Source organism: Massilia aurea (assembly GCF_014200505.1).
GTDB classification, from domain to species: domain Bacteria; phylum Pseudomonadota; class Gammaproteobacteria; order Burkholderiales; family Burkholderiaceae_D; genus Telluria; species Telluria aurea_B.
Window position 1 is genome coordinate 723,721 of sequence record NZ_JACHBX010000002.1, and the last position, 13,602, is coordinate 737,322.

The following is a 13,602-nucleotide window of genomic DNA, read 5'->3' on the forward strand; positions in this document are numbered from 1 at the left end:
GATGACGCGGCTGCGCCATCCTTGGCGACAACGTATCAGACGACCTTGCGCACGCCGCCTTTAGAAGCGCTTTCTGCCATGCCTTCGAGGTTCTTGCGCAGCCAGCGGTGCGCCGGGCTGCGGCCATCACGCTCGTGCCACAGCATGTCCAGGTGGACGGCCGGCAGCTGGAGTGGGAGTTCTTTCCAGATCAGCACATCGGCCATGCCGGTCGAGACCAGCAAGTGCTTCGGCAGCACCGTGATCAGGTCCGAGTTGGCCACCACACGGCCGGCCGTGAAGAACTGGTTCACCGTCAGCAGGATGCGCCGTTCGCGGCCCATCTGGCCCAGTGCCTCGTCCACCAAGCCGTGGGCGCGGCCCGAGAAGCTCACCAGCAGGTGGTTTGCCTTGCAATAGGTGTCGAGATCGAGCTTTTCCTTGGCCAGCGGGTGATCCTTGCGCATCACGCACACGTACACGCCCGAATACAGCCGTTCGTGGCGAATCGGCGAGCCCGTTTCATACGACAACTGCGCCGCCACACCAGGAAAGAAGCCCACTGCCAGATCAATATCGCCGCGCAGCAGCATCGGCCGCGGTTCGCGCGTGGTCAGCGGCACCATGCGGATGTTCACGCCTGGCGCCTCGCCTTCGATCGAGCGCATCAGCGACGGCAGCCACAGGGCAGCGGTCGCGTCGGCCATCGCCATCCGGAACGTTGCCTGCGCCTTGGAGACATCGAACGTTTCCGGCATCACGGCCGCTTCGAGCGCCGCCAGCGCCTGGCGCACCGCTGGCCACAGCGCTTCGGCGCGCGGCGTCGGCTTGACGCCGTACGCGGTGCGGATCAGGAGTTCGTCGCCCAGGCTTTCACGCAATCGCTTGATGGCATTCGAGACAGCAGGCTGGGTCATGGCCAGGTGGCCGGCAGCGCGGGTCAGGTTTTGCTCGGTCATGACGGCATCGAACACGCGCAGCAAATTCAGGTCAAGCGTCAGAAAGCTCATGGAATTCAGGATAAAACTGTCGTGAATACAAGTGTACCTCAACTCATTCACAAACAGTATAAGTGCCATCAGCGATGGGAATTAGATTTATATGTTGCGATGCACTAGAGTTATCCACAATTACAGAACGAGTACATCATGTTTTCCACCGCCACCCTAGTTCAAACCGCCAGTGCGGTGCCCTACAGCCTGTTGTTCAGCATGACCATCTATCTCGCCCTGCTCGGCGGAGTCGCCCTGTTCTTCCGTCCTCTGCTGGTTGGTATTGGCCGCGCGCTGTACCTGACGGTACGGCCCCGCCCAAGCAAATCGGCCCTGCCGTCGAAGTCAGCCTGATGACCATCGATCACTGACCTGCTTTTCCCCTTCGCTGAAACGCGGCACCGGACACGGTAGCCGCGTTTTTTTTCGCCTGTCGCTTTGTATTCCGGCAAGGCACGCCCAACTCTCATGTTTTCAACGGTGACTTGGTGTTACCCAACTTTTCTCGGCCTCAAAATGTGACAAAGTTCACATAGAATTACATAATCTAGAAATTTCTAGGTGCGTAGAAATGGATTTTAGACCGATTTACGCTAATGAAATCATCTTTAAGCGATAATTTAGAGGAATTTGGCTAAAATTTTATATATTAAAAATTGAGAATAAATTTAAGCTTAATTGAGTAAAATTAAACGACGAAGCAGAATTTAAGACGATATTTATTATCTGTTCCACGAAGTTCACATTCTATGTAAATTATAATAAAACTATAAGTAACAAGAAGGGCGATGGAAAATTTGCTACTGGAAGTATCGATAAAGCTAACCATGTAGAACGTTGGAGGATCAAACGAGATGCGACGCGAATTGATTACGCGAGTGAACGCCGCCAGCGGTCAAGCCAGCTGGCGGTGTAGAGATATAGGGGAGGAGAAGCGAGCCGACAGGGAGGCGTCGGCCAGGGAGACGGTCAGGCGGCGGCTTTGTCGGCCGTCAGACGTTCGTACTTGATGAGGAGTTCTTCGCGCGATTCGCGCCAGGCCGGGTCGAGCGGGATGCATGCGACCGGGCACAGGAGTTGGCACTGCGGTTCTTCAAAGTGACCGACACACTCGGTGCACTTGTTCGGATTGATCTGGTAATACTCGTCGCCCATCGAAATGGCATCGTTGGGGCATTCGGGCTCGCAGACGTCGCAGTTGATGCAGTCGTCGGTAATCAGAAGGGCCATGGTACTTCCAGGTAAATCAGGCGACCGGTGCTGGGGGCAGGCTGGCGATCTTGTTTTGCAGCCAGCGGTCGACCGATGGGAAAACGAATTTGGACACGTCGCCGCCCAGCATGGCGATCTCGCGCACGATGGTGCCCGAAATGAACTGGTACTGGTCGGACGGGGTCAGGAACAGGGTTTCGACATCCGGCAGCAGGTAGCGGTTCATGCCCGCCATCTGGAACTCGTATTCGAAATCGGATACCGCGCGCAGACCGCGCACGATCACACGGGCATCGTGCTTGCGTACGAAATCCTTGAGCAGGCCCGAGAAACTTTCGACCTGCACGTTCGGATAATGGCCCAGCACTTCATTGGCGATCTCGAGGCGCTCTTCAAGTGTGAAGAAGGGACGCTTGTTCCGGCTATCGGCAACGCCGACCACCAGACGGTCGAACAGGCCGGATGCGCGGCGTACCAAATCCTCGTGGCCGCGGGTGAGCGGATCGAAAGTACCTGGATAGACAGCTACAACCATTGCGGCTCCTGTGAAAAATACACCGTGATAGAACGCGCATTATGCCTTAAATACCCGGCATTCGCCCCACGCTGGGGCGGGGTTTGCCCAATGGCTGTGCAGTTTTCACAGCCTTTCAACAACGCATGCCTGTTTTTCTTGCAGCTTGAGCAGATGATAGTAGACCATGCCGGCCTTATCCGCACGTACGGCTTCCCAGCCTGCCAGCCACTCGGGTACCGCATCACCTTCGGCCAGCAGGGGCGCCTCCGCTTCTGCGTACACCATGCCGCCCTCGTTCAGCAGCGCTGCGCACAACGGCAAGGTCTTGGCCAGCAAGTCTTGCTGGTAAGGTGGATCGAGAAAGATCACGTCGAAGCGCTGGCCACGGGTGACCAGGTCGCGCACGAGCGTCAACGCGTCCGCGCGCAGGATGGTGACGTTGGTCGCCTTGAGCTTGTCGCGGTTTGCTTCCAGCTGGCGTACCGCAGGGCTATGGTTATCAACCATCAGCACCGACGCCGCGCCGCGGCTGGCCGCTTCGAAGCCCAGCGCCCCGGAACCGGCGTACAGGTCGAGCACGGTAGCAGCATCCCAGTCATTGGCGAGCAGGTGATTGATCCAGTTGAAAACGGTCTCGCGCACCCGGTCCGGCGTGGGCCGCAGGCCAAGGGCGTCGACGACGGGGAGCAGGGTTCGTTTGAAGGCGCCGCCGATGATGCGGACCTGATGTTGCGCCATGCGCGGCGCGCCGTGCGGCTTGGTGCCGGCAGGCTTGGAGTTGATGGACTTTCTGTGCATGGGCGGCACTATAGCATGGGGTTTACATGCGATTGTGCGCCGCCCTTTGCGTACTTCTTCAGTGACTTATTGGCTTACTTATTTACCTGCAGCCAGCGCCTCAAGGTCGCCAATCCAGCCCTGGATACGCTCCTGCGCATGGGCTTTCTGCTGCGGCGTGGCGATCCGGATCGCTGTCATGATGAACTTGGTGGTGTGATCAATGCTGGCGTCATAGAAACCCTTGCGTTCCGGCGAGTCCATGCGGGCAGACAATTCCCGCATCAAGCCTGCGACACGCGCCGACGTCTGTTCGCGGTTGAGTTTCTTTTGCTGGATCTCTTGCAGCACGGCCAGCACGCGGCGCTGGCGGTACTGGCGCTCTTCCAGCCACAGGTTGTTGTCCAGCGGACGCAGATCGGACGCGCGGCGCAGGGTCGCCTCCTGTTCGCTGCTGAAGTTGCCGAACCAGAGTTCCATCTGTTCCATCGACTTCTTGAAACGGGCACGCTGGCGCTTGTCGACACTGCCATCCATGAACTTGCGACGGTATTCGTCGTTCTTGTCCTTGAACTTGCGCTCCATGTGGGTGATCTGGTCGGGCGTGATCGACATGGCCAGCGTCGTCAGTTCCGGCACGGCGCGCTGGCCCAGGCGATCGGCGCGCACGCGGATTTCGCGGTAGTCGCCGAGCAGGTCGGCCTGGGTCGGGTTGCCAGCCAGCTGGCGCTTGAACGTGCCCAGCAATGCAGCATAGTCACGCAACTCCGTCTTGCGGTGCCACTGGAACACGGCTTTGATATCGCGCTTGGCCACATCCGCTTGTTGACCTTCGAAGTCGACATACGAATTCATCCACCAGTACAGTAAAGTGTCACCCTGGTTGTACGAGAAGCGAATCGAGCTGCAACCGGCGGCCATGACCGTCATGGCAAGCAGCAGAAGCGCAAACACGCGTCGGAACGCGCCATCGCGCATGCTAAAATTTTTCATATATTCAACTTTTTGAGAACGGCTTATGAACGTTGTGATCCTCGCCGCCGGTATGGGCAAACGCATGCAGTCTGCCTTGCCGAAAGTACTGCATCCACTGGCTGGTAAGCCCCTTTTGCGCCACGTCATCGATACCGCGCGTGGCTTGAATCCGCAGAAATTATGCGTGATTTATGGACATGGAGGCGCAGCGGTGCCAGAGATGGTCGCAACAGTGGCAGAATCCACCGGCAGCACGATCGATACCGCGCTGCAGGAACCGCAGCAGGGCACCGGTCACGCCGTCATGCAAGCCGTGCCGCAACTGGATGACGACCAGCCAACGATCGTGCTCTACGGCGACGTGCCGCTGACCACCGTCGCCACGCTGCGCCGCCTGGTCGAGGCTGCTGGTAGCGACAAGCTGGGCATTCTCACCGTCGAGCAGGCCAATCCATTCGGGCTGGGCCGCATCGTGCGTGAAGACGGCAAGATCGTGCGTATCGTCGAAGAGAAAGACGCTACCGAGGCCGAACGCGCTATCAAGGAAATCAACAGCGGCATCATGGCGATTCCAACCCGCCATCTCAAGAAGTGGCTGGCGGCGCTGTCCAACAACAATGCCCAGGGCGAGTATTACCTTACCGACATCGTCGCCCAGGCCGTGGCCGACGGTGTGCCGGTCGTCTCGAGCCAGCCGTCCGGCGAATGGGAAGTGGCGGGCGTGAACAGCAAAGTGCAGTTGGCCGAGCTCGAGCGCCGTCACCAGCTGAACATTGCCCACGCATTGCTGGAACGCGGCGTGACCTTGATGGATCCGGCCCGCATCGATGTGCGCGGTGAACTCATTTGCGGTCGCGATGTCACGATCGATGTGGGTTGCGTATTCGAAGGCCGCGTCGAGCTGGCCGACGGCGTGCGCATCGGCGCGCACTGCGTGCTGGTCGACGCCACCGTGGGCGCGGGCGCCAATATCAAGCCGTTCTCCCATATCGACGACGCCACGATCGGCGCCGCCTCGCAGATCGGCCCGTACGCGCGCTTGCGGCCGGGCACCACGCTCGGCGAAGATGTCCACATCGGTAACTTTGTCGAGGTCAAGAACAGCACGGTCGCCGCGCACAGCAAGGCCAATCACCTGGCGTACGTGGGCGACGCCACAATCGGTTCGCGCGTCAACATCGGCGCCGGCGTCATTACGTGCAACTACGACGGCGCGAACAAGTTCCGCACCGTGATCGAAGACGACGTGTTCGTTGGCAGCGACACCCAGCTGATCGCGCCGGTCACGGTCGGCAAGGGCGCGACGCTGGCGGCCGGCACGACGCTGACCAAGGATGCGCCAGCCGGCAAGCTGACCATCTCGCGATCGAAGCAAATCACCATCGACAGCTGGAAGCGTCCAGTGAAAATCAAGAAGTAATCCACTGAGTGCGCACAGGCTAATCACAGGAAATGAACAAGATAAACACAGGGTAATACCCAGCTTATCCCATGTTCTTCCCTGTGGTCATCCACATTGTTATCCACAGGTATTCGCGCGACTTTTATGCCTGATTAAACGGCGATACGCGTCTCGAACTTGCTGCGGTGGGTGGCAAAATAGGTCTTCACGTTACGCACATTGGCGTGCGCGGTGAACAGCCGGTGCGCCAGCTCGTGGTAGGCCGGCATGTCGGCCACTTGCACGATCAGCACGAAATCCGGGCCGGGCGACACGCGGTAGCACTGCAGCACCGCAGCTTCCGTGTCTGCCAATTTCTCGAATTCGGCCATGCGCTCGGCGGCCTGCACGTCGAGCGTGATTTCGACGATGGCGCTCAGGCCCGCCCCCACCTTGTCGGGCGCGACGATGGCCACCTGGCGCTGGATGATGCCGCTGTCCGTCATGGTCTTCACACGGCGCAGGCACGTCGGTGGCGACACATGCACTTGCGCCGCCAGCTGTGCGTTCGTCTGCGATGCGTCAGTCTGCAGAATGGTCAGAATGCGACGATCGATGTCGTCAAGGACAGGGAGAGCATTGATAGGCATGAAATTTAAGAGTATTTAATGCTGCTATATGAAACAAGATTTCACAGCGTCGTAGTGGTGAAATAATATGACAAATATAACCGCACACTGTACGCTTATTTCACCGTAATTGCTCTACGATAATACTCATTGAATATCTTTGAAGTGAGGTTAGCCATGTGCGGTATCGTCGGAGCAGTCGCAAAACGCAACATTACCCCTGTCCTGATTGAGGGCCTCAAGCGCCTCGAGTACCGGGGCTATGACTCCTGCGGCGTGGCGGTCCACCTCGACGGCCGCCTGACACGCTCGCGCTCGACGTCGCGCGTGGCCGAACTGGAAGCGCAAGTCAAGGAAGCTCATCTGGAAGGCTTCACCGGTATTGCCCACACCCGCTGGGCCACCCACGGCGCGCCGGCATCGCACAATGCCCACCCGCACTTCTCGCCAAGCGAAGACAACGCGCGCATCGCGCTGGTTCACAACGGCATCATCGAAAATCACGACGAACTGCGCGCTGAACTGACGGGCCTGGGCTACGTCTTCATGAGCCAGACCGACACCGAGGTCATCGCTCACTTGGTCGACCACATGTACAACGGCGACCTGTTCGAGACCGTGCAGCAAGCCGTCAAGCGCCTGCACGGTGCCTACGCCATCGCCGTGTTCTGCCGCGAAGAACCGCACCGCGTGATCGCCGCGCGCCAAGGCTCGCCACTGATCGTCGGCGTGGGCAAAGACGAGAACTTCGTCGCCTCCGACGCGATGGCGCTGGCCGGCACGACCGACCAGATCATCTATCTGGAAGAAGGCGACGTGGTCGACCTGCAACTGGCGCGCTACTGGATCGTCGACGTCGACGGCCGCCCGGTCGAGCGCGAAGTCAAGACCGTGCACGCCCACACCGGCGCGGCCGAACTCGGCCCATACCGCCACTACATGCAGAAAGAGATCTTCGAGCAGCCACGCGTGATCGGCGACACGCTCGAAGGCGTCACGGGCATCATGCCGGAACTGTTCGGCGACGGCGCCTTTGCGGTGTTCAAGAAAATCGACCGCGTGCTGATCCTGGCCTGCGGCACCAGCTACTACGCGGGCCTGACCGCCAAGTACTGGATCGAATCGGTGGCCAAGGTACCCGTGAGCGTCGAGATCGCCAGCGAATACCGCTACCGCGACAGCGTGCCGCATCCGGACACGCTGGTCGTGACCATCACCCAGAGCGGCGAAACGGCCGACACCCTTGCCGCGCTCAAGCACGCGCGCAGCCTGGGCATGGAACACACGCTGACCATCTGCAACGTCTCGACGAGCGCCATGGTGCGCGAATGCAAGTTGGCCTACATCACCCGCGCCGGTGTCGAAGTCGGCGTGGCCTCGACCAAGGCCTTCACGACCCAGCTGGCCGCCCTGTTCCTGCTGACGCTGACGCTGGCCCAGGTCAATGGCCGCCTGACCGATGCCGAAGAAGCCGAGCACCTCAAGCAGATGCGTCACCTGCCCGTCGCGCTGGCCGCCGTGCTGGCACTCGAGCCGCAGATCATCGCCTGGGCCGACGACTTCGCCCGCAAGGAAAACGCCCTCTTCCTGGGCCGCGGCATCCACTACCCGATCGCACTGGAAGGCGCGCTGAAGCTCAAGGAGATTTCGTACATCCACGCTGAAGCGTATCCGGCCGGCGAACTCAAGCACGGCCCGCTGGCGCTGGTGACCGAAGAAATGCCAGTGGTGACGATCGCCCCGAACGATGCACTGCTGGAAAAGCTGAAGTCGAACATGCAGGAAGTGCGCGCGCGTGGCGGTCAGCTGTACGTGTTCGCCGACGTCGATTCGCGCATCACGTCGGGCGATGGCCTGCACGTGATTCGTTTGCCTGAGCACTACGGTTTGCTGTCACCGATCCTGCACGTGGCTGCGCTGCAGTTGCTGGCGTATCACACGGCGCTGGCGCGTGGGACGGATGTGGACAAGCCGCGTAATCTGGCGAAGTCGGTGACGGTGGAATAAGGTGCCCACCGGTTTGAGCACCGCAGTTTCATTTCAATTCTAGTTAAAAAAATTTGATTAAAATCTGAGACAAGCGATACCCGTGATGCCGAGATTGAAAATAGTTATGTGGTTTGATTCTGCTTCAGGCAACCACTAACATTTAATAAAGACGCCGGCGGATGCAGTTCGGCAGTTTTCGTGGCAGCCTCTGCTCACGCCATCCTTCGGCCCATTTTCTGCTGCGTCAGACAAGTATGACAAAGAAGAGGGATACCCGGCATTTCCTGAAGAGAGGATGAGGGTAATCCGGGGGCATTCATTGGTAGTACTATTTTTGAACTTCAGTATTCTGAGGTGCACTGTCTTCTATCCGGTAATTTTAGTAATACGCGAATATCGGAACTTATGCCGCTTGCACCTTATATATCTATGGATTTTGGCAATTTTTGGTTCAAATCTTAGATGATGCTGAAAAAAAATTTGCTTGTTCATAAAATTTAGCACTATTGTTAAATTATCGAAATGGATAGGTACTCAACGATCGGGCCACCAGTTACCAGCTCGAAAGACTCGATTGACCCAGAAAATGGTTTGCAGCGGTATGAATGCGCGAGAACTTACGCACGAAAATGCGATTAATTTTCGCGATCGGATCCGGTAGAACAAACTTGAACAACCGCATACTTGCCGCTTTTATAAGATTGGCGTCTATTCCCCAGAGATGCTCTCTGTCAGGCTGGATGCACTGCTCAAACACCAGACTCGGCATTCGATCAAAATTAGCCTTAAATTCTATCGAATTGTCACTACAAAGAGTCACTGTTGAAGTGTTATACCCTTTATCAATAATTCAAACTAATAAGCAAAACATCAGATAAAATACCGGAAATTACATGATCGCAGGGTGAATGAATAAATGTTAAATAAAATTCAAATTCTGCTTAGTACTTGCCCAGAACTAAAAGCTAAAAATATTGCTGAAAAGTTGTCCTTGGACAGATCTGCAGTTAGTAAAATTTTGCACGACAATAAAGATATTTTTGTACAAGATTTGGGTTATCAGTGGTCACTTATCTCTGATAGCGAGTTGAAGGTGGAATTCATGGAATGTTCTTGGATGTCTGCTGATATTTTCGAAGAATCTTTGCTTAACAAGAATGTTTTAGATGGGAATCATTCGGCAGTTACGTTTGTCATTGCCAAGGACTGCAATATTTTGCTAGAAGCGCTGGCGCGAATCTTGGCTATTTGCAATCAACTGCGTGCATTAAAGAAGAAAGTTACAATTGATTTCAGTAATTGCAAAAAGAGTATTGGCTATTTCAGCCGGATTGGACTTTTTGATCAGTTAGAAAAAGATATTGAAATAAAACCATATCGCCCTATGAAATCTAGGGCTACGACCTATGCAGGGAATAATAACAGTGTTGTGGAACTGCGCTCAATTGATCCTATTTCGCCTGATAGAAAAATTCCAAAAAACCTAAAGGAGAGTTTTGAGGTATGTGCTGGGAAAAGTTATTCCCAAGTTGCTTTCACAGTATTATCTGAATTATTTGGAAATGTTTATGAGCATTCGGGATCGACCAGACCAGGGTTTGCTGCACTTCAAGCTTACGCAGGTAAGAAGCCACATATTCAAACGGTTATTTCTGACAGCGGCGTTGGAATTGTCGGCACTTTAATGCCTATATTAGAAAAAAAATATCCTGAGTTACTAAGAAAAATAAATAGCTCCAAGCTGGACCCACGGGTAGCTTTGTTGACTGAAGTATTTTTAAAAGGAGGCTTCAGCAAATCTGATGATGATGGTCGGGGTTTAGGGTTGAAGCGTTCAGCCGGTATTGCTAAGCAGTTCAGTGCAAAAATATCTGTACGTCAAGAAACCTTTGAGCTGAGAATGAACTATGTGAACGGACAAATAAAGTTCTCTCATAGTTTAGGTCTGACAAAGATCTTAGGTACTCACATATGTTTTGATTTTCTACTTGACGATATGCCAAAATCTGGTTAAATTACAGAAATGAAACAGAATTCCAAAAAGATAAATCTTCGTGACTTCACTAGCGACTCCCACCCCTTCGGAAACGTCGAAGGTAAGGAAGTCTTTCGCAAGCTAGTTAGTTTCGTCGAAGCTCAACCTTGTTACGACATCTTTGGCATATCGTTGGCAGGGATCGAAGCTACTGATGCATCTTTTCCGAGAGAAAGCGTGATTGCTGTAGCTAAGCAATTTAGAGGCCAGAAGGGGTTTTTTCTTACCGACATTAGTGATAGAGACCTCATCGACAACTGGAACTATGCCGCGCAGGCGAAAGAGCAGCCGTTGGTGATATGGAAAGATGATCAGTTTGAGATCATTGGTCCAGAGCTAAATTCGGCTGCAAAAGTGTTGGTTCAGTATGTCCTAACCAATCGCTCAGTTCTAGCGTCACAGACGGCCGAGGATCTGAGTCTCTCCGTTCAAAATGCAAGTACTAGGCTGAAGAATTTGGTTGCACAGGGGTACATTGTTCGACGCGAGGACGTCGCCGATACAGGCGGAATAGAGTTCAAGTACCAAGCAATCAAATAATCTCGTTAAACAGCTTGCTTTAACCAGAACTTGTGAGGTATCATGAGGCTAGCTCATCGGGCAATGGTGCCTTAGATGTTAAACGGCTTCATTGAAGCAGAAAATTATGCCTACTTATACCTCCAAAGATGATACCTGCGATATCTTGGTCTGCGGCTTGGACCTGGCGTTGCGTTCCGTCCGTATCAATGACGACAAACCAACCGGCATGCAAATCGCGGAAGCGGCAGGATTCGCTCCGGTGCCCCAGATCACTGTGCTCCAGTGGCTTGCGCATGGTTTAGAGGACGTTCGTCCCACCGAGACGGTGAATATCCGAGAGGGTGTTAACCGTTTCATCGTGGCTGAAAGCGAGGGTTCTTCACGCTTTCTCATTGATGGTGTTCGCTACGATTGGCCGGCATCGCTTATTTCCATCTCGGTCATCCGCACGCTTGCCGCCGTTTCCGAGAACAAAGGTATTTTCTTGGTTGACCCGGAGCGTGGGGAAGTTTTGTTGAGTGAGAATGACGAACTCAATCTGTCTCATCGTGGTGTTGAAAATCTGGTCACGCATGCTCCGACTTGGAAGTTGAATGTACAGGGCGTGGCTCTGAGTGTGGACACACCGATAATCAAGGTGCGGAAAGCTTTAGAGCTAGCTGGTGTGAGCACTGAACAAGACTGGCATATCTACCTCATCGTCGAAGGCCACGATAAGCGTGAGCTGAGTCTTGATGATGACATTGATCTGACCCAGCCTGGTATCGAGAAAGTTCGCCTGACGCCAAAGGACGTTGACAATGGCGAGTCGGGACCTTCGACCATACGTCAGTTTTGCCTGCTGCCGGCCGATGAGGCCTTTTTGGATAGTGCCTACCCTAACTGGCAAACCGTCATCGATAATGCGCGTCAGTGGATCTTGCTGCCGAAGTACAAGCTCCCTGCTGGATATACACAAAGTCTTGTCAACTTGGCGATTGAGGTCCCGCCCACCTATCCGATGGCCCAGCTCGATATGTTTTACTTGTTCCCAGCTGGCGTCTTATTGACTGGGGTATCAATTGCAGCTACGGAAGCTTGCGAAACAATCCAAGGTTATCAGTATCAGCGTTGGTCGCGTCACCGCGGCGGCCGCTCAGTATGGCGCCCTGGCGTTGATAATGTGATGACCCACATTGCTCTGGTCGAATCGGCTTTGATTAAAGAGGTTCTCTAATGCCATCTGCATCGACGCTAGCGCTAACCAACGAACATCATCAGCAACTGCTTCGGCACCTCTTCCCTGGAGATGGGCTCGAGGCAGCAGCGGTTTTGCTTTGCTCTCGAAGTGTCGGGCCCCGTCTCCGGCTTATGGTGCGAGATTTGTTGCTTGTGCCACACGAGAACTGCATTCGCGAGGTGGACTTTTTACGATGGCCAGGGAAGGCGATTGAAGAAGCCATCGACATGGCAAGAGAAGATGATCTGTCTTTGCTTCTCTTGCATTCCCACCCCGGCGGGTACTTCGAATTCTCGCTGCAGGATGATCGCAGCGACCAGTTGACGATACCTTGCATCTTTCAGGCTCTTGGCCGACTTCATGGTTCGGCCATCATGCTCCCACAAGGTGAAATGTTAGCCAGGGTGTATCGAGATGATATGAAGCCGCAAAAGCTTGAGCTTGTGGCTTTGGCAGATGACAACATGCGTCTTTGGTGGGCAGACGAAAGCTTTCACAAACGCCCCATGGCGTTTGGAGCCGAATCGCGGCGCGAATTGCATCGCTTGACGGCAGCAGTGATTGGCGCATCGGGTACTGGATCGATTTGCATGGAGCAGGCATCACGGCTAGGTTTTGGTCGTTTAATCGTGGTGGATTACGACAAGGTCGAAGAAAAAAATCTGAACCGAATCCTCAATACAAGTATTGCTGACATCGGCGAACTAAAAGTCGACGTGCTTGTACGTGCTGTAACCACTCATCGTGGACCAGATGTATCAGTGCCTGTTCCGACAACTATCTTTGATAGGGAAGCAGTGCTGCAGGTTAGCCAGGCCGATGTCATTTTCTGTTGCGTGGATTCAAAAGAAGGAAGACAGATCGCTGATTTAATTGCATCAGCCTTTCTGATTCCTCTGTTTGACGTAGGCGTATGCATTCCTACCCGTCGTAAAGACGATGACATCGCTATTCTTGATGTGTGTGCACGGATCGATTACGTGCGGCCTGGTGGTCCTACTCTAGCCGACAGAGGCGTATACACACAAGCTAGCTTGCGTGCAGAATTTCTGAAGCGCACCGCACCTAAGCAATATGACCAAGAAGTTCAGGACGGGTATATCAAGGGTACGCTTGAAGAGGCCCCTTCGGTAATTTCACTCAACATGCGAGCGACGGCCGACATGATGCTGGAATTTATCTCTCGCATGTATCCGTTCAGGCATGATTCGAACAAAAAGTATTCGCGGAGGCAGCTTAGTTTTGCCGCTGGTGAAGAAGAATATATACCCGAGACTGGGTTTACCACAGGCATAAATCCATTACTTGCGCGTGGAGCCCAAGAGCCGTTAATTGGACTGCCAGCGCTCAATAGCAAGGGGGCTTAATTGCTGAG

General features: G+C 54.6%; 13 protein-coding genes. 7 read left to right on the forward strand and 6 right to left on the reverse strand.

Translation table 11 applies throughout. The features are described 5' to 3' along the window. Positions 1–35: 35 nt before the first annotated feature. Positions 36–989, reverse strand: coding sequence for a LysR family transcriptional regulator (locus tag HD842_RS12585; protein ID WP_183554886.1), 954 nt, complete (start codon positions 987–989; stop codon positions 36–38). Positions 990–1,127: 138 nt separating this feature from the next. On the opposite strand from HD842_RS12585, the gene HD842_RS12590 reads away from it, so the two are divergent. Next, on the forward strand, positions 1,128–1,325 hold the full coding sequence (locus HD842_RS12590) for a hypothetical protein (RefSeq protein WP_183554888.1): 198 nt from the start codon (positions 1,128–1,130) through the stop codon (positions 1,323–1,325). A 615-nt stretch (positions 1,326–1,940) separates the two neighbouring features. On the opposite strand, the gene HD842_RS12595 is transcribed toward HD842_RS12590, so the two are convergent. From HD842_RS12595 to HD842_RS12610, 4 genes are all read right to left on the reverse strand, one after another. After that, entirely contained in the window at positions 1,941–2,201 is a 261-nt protein-coding gene (locus tag HD842_RS12595; RefSeq protein ID WP_183554890.1) for a YfhL family 4Fe-4S dicluster ferredoxin, read from the reverse strand. Positions 2,202–2,217: 16 nt separating this feature from the next. Continuing rightward, positions 2,218–2,718 carry a pantetheine-phosphate adenylyltransferase gene (gene coaD / locus HD842_RS12600; RefSeq protein WP_183554893.1) on the reverse strand — a complete coding sequence of 167 codons (501 nt, stop codon included), beginning with the start codon at positions 2,716–2,718 and terminating at the stop codon, positions 2,218–2,220. A 105-nt stretch (positions 2,719–2,823) separates the two neighbouring features. Further along, on the reverse strand, positions 2,824–3,498 hold the full coding sequence (gene rsmD, locus HD842_RS12605; protein WP_370660831.1) for a 16S rRNA (guanine(966)-N(2))-methyltransferase RsmD: 675 nt from the start codon (positions 3,496–3,498) through the stop codon (positions 2,824–2,826). 78 nt (positions 3,499–3,576) lie between these two features. Next, positions 3,577–4,470, reverse strand: a complete 894-nt coding sequence (locus HD842_RS12610) for a DUF6279 family lipoprotein (protein ID WP_229424738.1) — start codon at positions 4,468–4,470, stop codon at positions 3,577–3,579. A gap of 25 nt (positions 4,471–4,495) precedes the next feature. Between HD842_RS12610 and glmU the strand changes: the two genes are divergently transcribed. Further along, complete coding sequence (gene glmU / locus HD842_RS12615) at positions 4,496–5,872, forward strand: bifunctional UDP-N-acetylglucosamine diphosphorylase/glucosamine-1-phosphate N-acetyltransferase GlmU (RefSeq protein WP_183554895.1); 1,377 nt, start codon at positions 4,496–4,498, stop codon at positions 5,870–5,872. A 134-nt stretch (positions 5,873–6,006) separates the two neighbouring features. Here the strand turns inward: glmU and HD842_RS12620 are convergent, their stop codons facing one another. Continuing rightward, a complete protein-coding gene (locus HD842_RS12620; RefSeq protein WP_183554897.1) occupies positions 6,007–6,483 on the reverse strand; it encodes an Lrp/AsnC family transcriptional regulator in 477 nt (158 codons plus the stop codon). Positions 6,484–6,639: 156 nt separating this feature from the next. Here HD842_RS12620 and glmS point away from each other — a divergent pair, with 156 nt between their 5' ends. From glmS to HD842_RS12645, 5 genes are all read left to right on the forward strand, one after another. Further along, positions 6,640–8,469 carry a glutamine--fructose-6-phosphate transaminase (isomerizing) gene (gene glmS, locus HD842_RS12625; protein WP_183554899.1) on the forward strand — a complete coding sequence of 610 codons (1,830 nt, stop codon included), beginning with the start codon at positions 6,640–6,642 and terminating at the stop codon, positions 8,467–8,469. Positions 8,470–9,367: 898 nt separating this feature from the next. Next, entirely contained in the window at positions 9,368–10,465 is a 1,098-nt protein-coding gene (locus HD842_RS12630; RefSeq protein ID WP_183554901.1) for an ATP-binding protein, read from the forward strand. Positions 10,466–10,474: 9 nt separating this feature from the next. Further along, complete coding sequence (locus tag HD842_RS12635) at positions 10,475–11,026, forward strand: MarR family transcriptional regulator (RefSeq protein WP_183554903.1); 552 nt, start codon at positions 10,475–10,477, stop codon at positions 11,024–11,026. A gap of 106 nt (positions 11,027–11,132) precedes the next feature. Further along, positions 11,133–12,224, forward strand: coding sequence for a multiubiquitin domain-containing protein (locus HD842_RS12640; protein ID WP_183554905.1), 1,092 nt, complete (start codon positions 11,133–11,135; stop codon positions 12,222–12,224). Beyond that, positions 12,224–13,594, forward strand: coding sequence for a ThiF family adenylyltransferase (locus HD842_RS12645; RefSeq protein ID WP_183554907.1), 1,371 nt, complete (start codon positions 12,224–12,226; stop codon positions 13,592–13,594). The genes HD842_RS12640 and HD842_RS12645 overlap by 1 nt, the downstream gene beginning before the upstream one ends. The last annotated feature ends 8 nt before the right edge of the window (positions 13,595–13,602 follow it).

What these genes read in the sequence shown, in the direction of transcription:
- HD842_RS12620 (WP_183554897.1), bottom strand. Translation starts at nt 6,483, where the DNA reads ATGCCTATCAATGCTCTCCCTGTCCTTGACGACATCGATCGTCGCATT.
- HD842_RS12635 (WP_183554903.1), top strand. Translation starts at nt 10,475, where the DNA reads ATGAAACAGAATTCCAAAAAGATAAATCTTCGTGACTTCACTAGCGAC.
- HD842_RS12590 (WP_183554888.1), top strand. Translation starts at nt 1,128, where the DNA reads ATGTTTTCCACCGCCACCCTAGTTCAAACCGCCAGTGCGGTGCCCTAC.
- glmS (WP_183554899.1), top strand. Translation starts at nt 6,640, where the DNA reads ATGTGCGGTATCGTCGGAGCAGTCGCAAAACGCAACATTACCCCTGTC.
- coaD (WP_183554893.1), bottom strand. Translation starts at nt 2,718, where the DNA reads ATGGTTGTAGCTGTCTATCCAGGTACTTTCGATCCGCTCACCCGCGGC.
- glmU (WP_183554895.1), top strand. Translation starts at nt 4,496, where the DNA reads ATGAACGTTGTGATCCTCGCCGCCGGTATGGGCAAACGCATGCAGTCT.
- HD842_RS12640 (WP_183554905.1), top strand. Translation starts at nt 11,133, where the DNA reads ATGCCTACTTATACCTCCAAAGATGATACCTGCGATATCTTGGTCTGC.
- HD842_RS12585 (WP_183554886.1), bottom strand. Translation starts at nt 989, where the DNA reads ATGAGCTTTCTGACGCTTGACCTGAATTTGCTGCGCGTGTTCGATGCC.
- HD842_RS12630 (WP_183554901.1), top strand. Translation starts at nt 9,368, where the DNA reads ATGTTAAATAAAATTCAAATTCTGCTTAGTACTTGCCCAGAACTAAAA.
- HD842_RS12645 (WP_183554907.1), top strand. Translation starts at nt 12,224, where the DNA reads ATGCCATCTGCATCGACGCTAGCGCTAACCAACGAACATCATCAGCAA.
- HD842_RS12610 (WP_229424738.1), bottom strand. Translation starts at nt 4,470, where the DNA reads ATGAAAAATTTTAGCATGCGCGATGGCGCGTTCCGACGCGTGTTTGCG.
- HD842_RS12595 (WP_183554890.1), bottom strand. Translation starts at nt 2,201, where the DNA reads ATGGCCCTTCTGATTACCGACGACTGCATCAACTGCGACGTCTGCGAG.
- rsmD (WP_370660831.1), bottom strand. Translation starts at nt 3,498, where the DNA reads ATGCACAGAAAGTCCATCAACTCCAAGCCTGCCGGCACCAAGCCGCAC.